Origin of the sequence: Kitasatospora sp. NPDC007106 (genome assembly GCF_040634455.1) — a bacterium.
Taxonomy (GTDB): domain Bacteria; phylum Actinomycetota; class Actinomycetes; order Streptomycetales; family Streptomycetaceae; genus Kitasatospora; species Kitasatospora arboriphila.
In genome coordinates this window covers 1-1,263 of record NZ_JBEYFP010001313.1, presented here as the reverse complement: position 1 = coordinate 1,263, position 1,263 = coordinate 1, and the positions used below count along the sequence as shown (strand labels likewise).

Here is a 1,263-nt window from a genome sequence, read left to right as displayed (position 1 = left end):
CCCGCGGCGCTGTTGCCGCCGGCGATGTCCAGGCACTTGCCGAGGGTCTGCAGGGCCTGGCCGTTCCAGGTCCAGTGCTGGTCCTTGGCCCCCGACTGGCAGTCCCAGAGCTGGACCGCGGTGCCGTCGCCGCCGGTGTCGTCACCCGCCACGTCCACGCACGTGCCGCCCGGACCGGTGATCGTCCGGCCGGTCACCGAACCACCACCGCCGCCGCCGGTGCCCGGGCCCTTGTTGTAGACGGCCACCGAGTCGACGACCAGCTTGCCGCCGGAGACCGTGGCCGCGTTCGGGCCGCCGCCGAAGGCGTCCGGGAAGCCGCCGCCGATCGCCAGGTCGTAGATGATGAAGAACGGGTGGTCGATCGCGTCGGCCCAGGTCGTCGGGTCCACCTGGTTGGCGTTGACGGTGAAGAAGTTGTTCCCGTCGAGGTAGAACCGGACCTGCTCCGGCGACACCGAACGGTCGATCTCCGCCGCGTAGTCGTGGAAGCCGGTCTGGCAGCCCGAACAGGCGCGCTCGCCCGAACCGATGCCGGTCGACTCGTTGCACGGGCCGCCCGGGTTCACCCCGCAGTGGATGGTGCTGAAGACGGAACCGCGGCCGTTGATGTCCTCCATGATGTCGATCTCGCCGGACTTCGGCCACGTCACGCCGGAGCGCAGCGGCGCGCCGAGCATCCAGAACGCCGGCCAGTAGCCCGCCCCGTTGGCGGTGTTGACGTTGGGCTGCTGGAGGACGGACTCGATCCGGACGACTCCGCCCGCCGGGGCGCCGAAGGACGCCGACTGGGTCTCCACGCGCCCGGACGTCCATCCGCTCCGCGGGTCGGACCCGGAGTGCAGGGCCTGGAGCACGAGATGGCCCTGGCCGTCGTAGTAGACGTTCGACGTGCTGCTGGTCATGGTCTCGATCTCACCGGTGCCGAAGTTGCTGCCCGGCCCGGTGTCGTACTTCCACAGGCTCTGGTCGACGCCGGTCCCGGACGCACCGTTGAAGTCGTCGCTCCAGGTGAGCGTGAAGCCCGACGGTGCGGGGGGCACCGCCGCCTCGGCCTTCACCGCCGCGACGTTCACCGTCGGGACGACGATCGCCGCCACCGTGACCGCGACGACGGGAAGGATTGAGAGCGCTCTCTTCAAGGCGCGGCGTGGTGCCTGTGCAAATTTCCCTTGCATGTGTCGGACCTCCGAAGACGGGTTCGATGGTGCTGGGCCGCTCCGCAGTCCCCTGGCGACCTGCCGCGGCGGGTGGTGCGCGGCC

General features: G+C 70.5%; 1 protein-coding gene. It reads right to left on the bottom strand.

Going from position 1 to position 1,263, the window contains the following annotated elements:
* Positions 1-1,142: family 16 glycosylhydrolase (locus ABZ641_RS38095; protein WP_359989223.1), on the bottom strand; the 1,142-nt coding region annotated here is incomplete at its 3' end.
* Positions 1,143-1,263 lie beyond the last annotated feature (121 nt).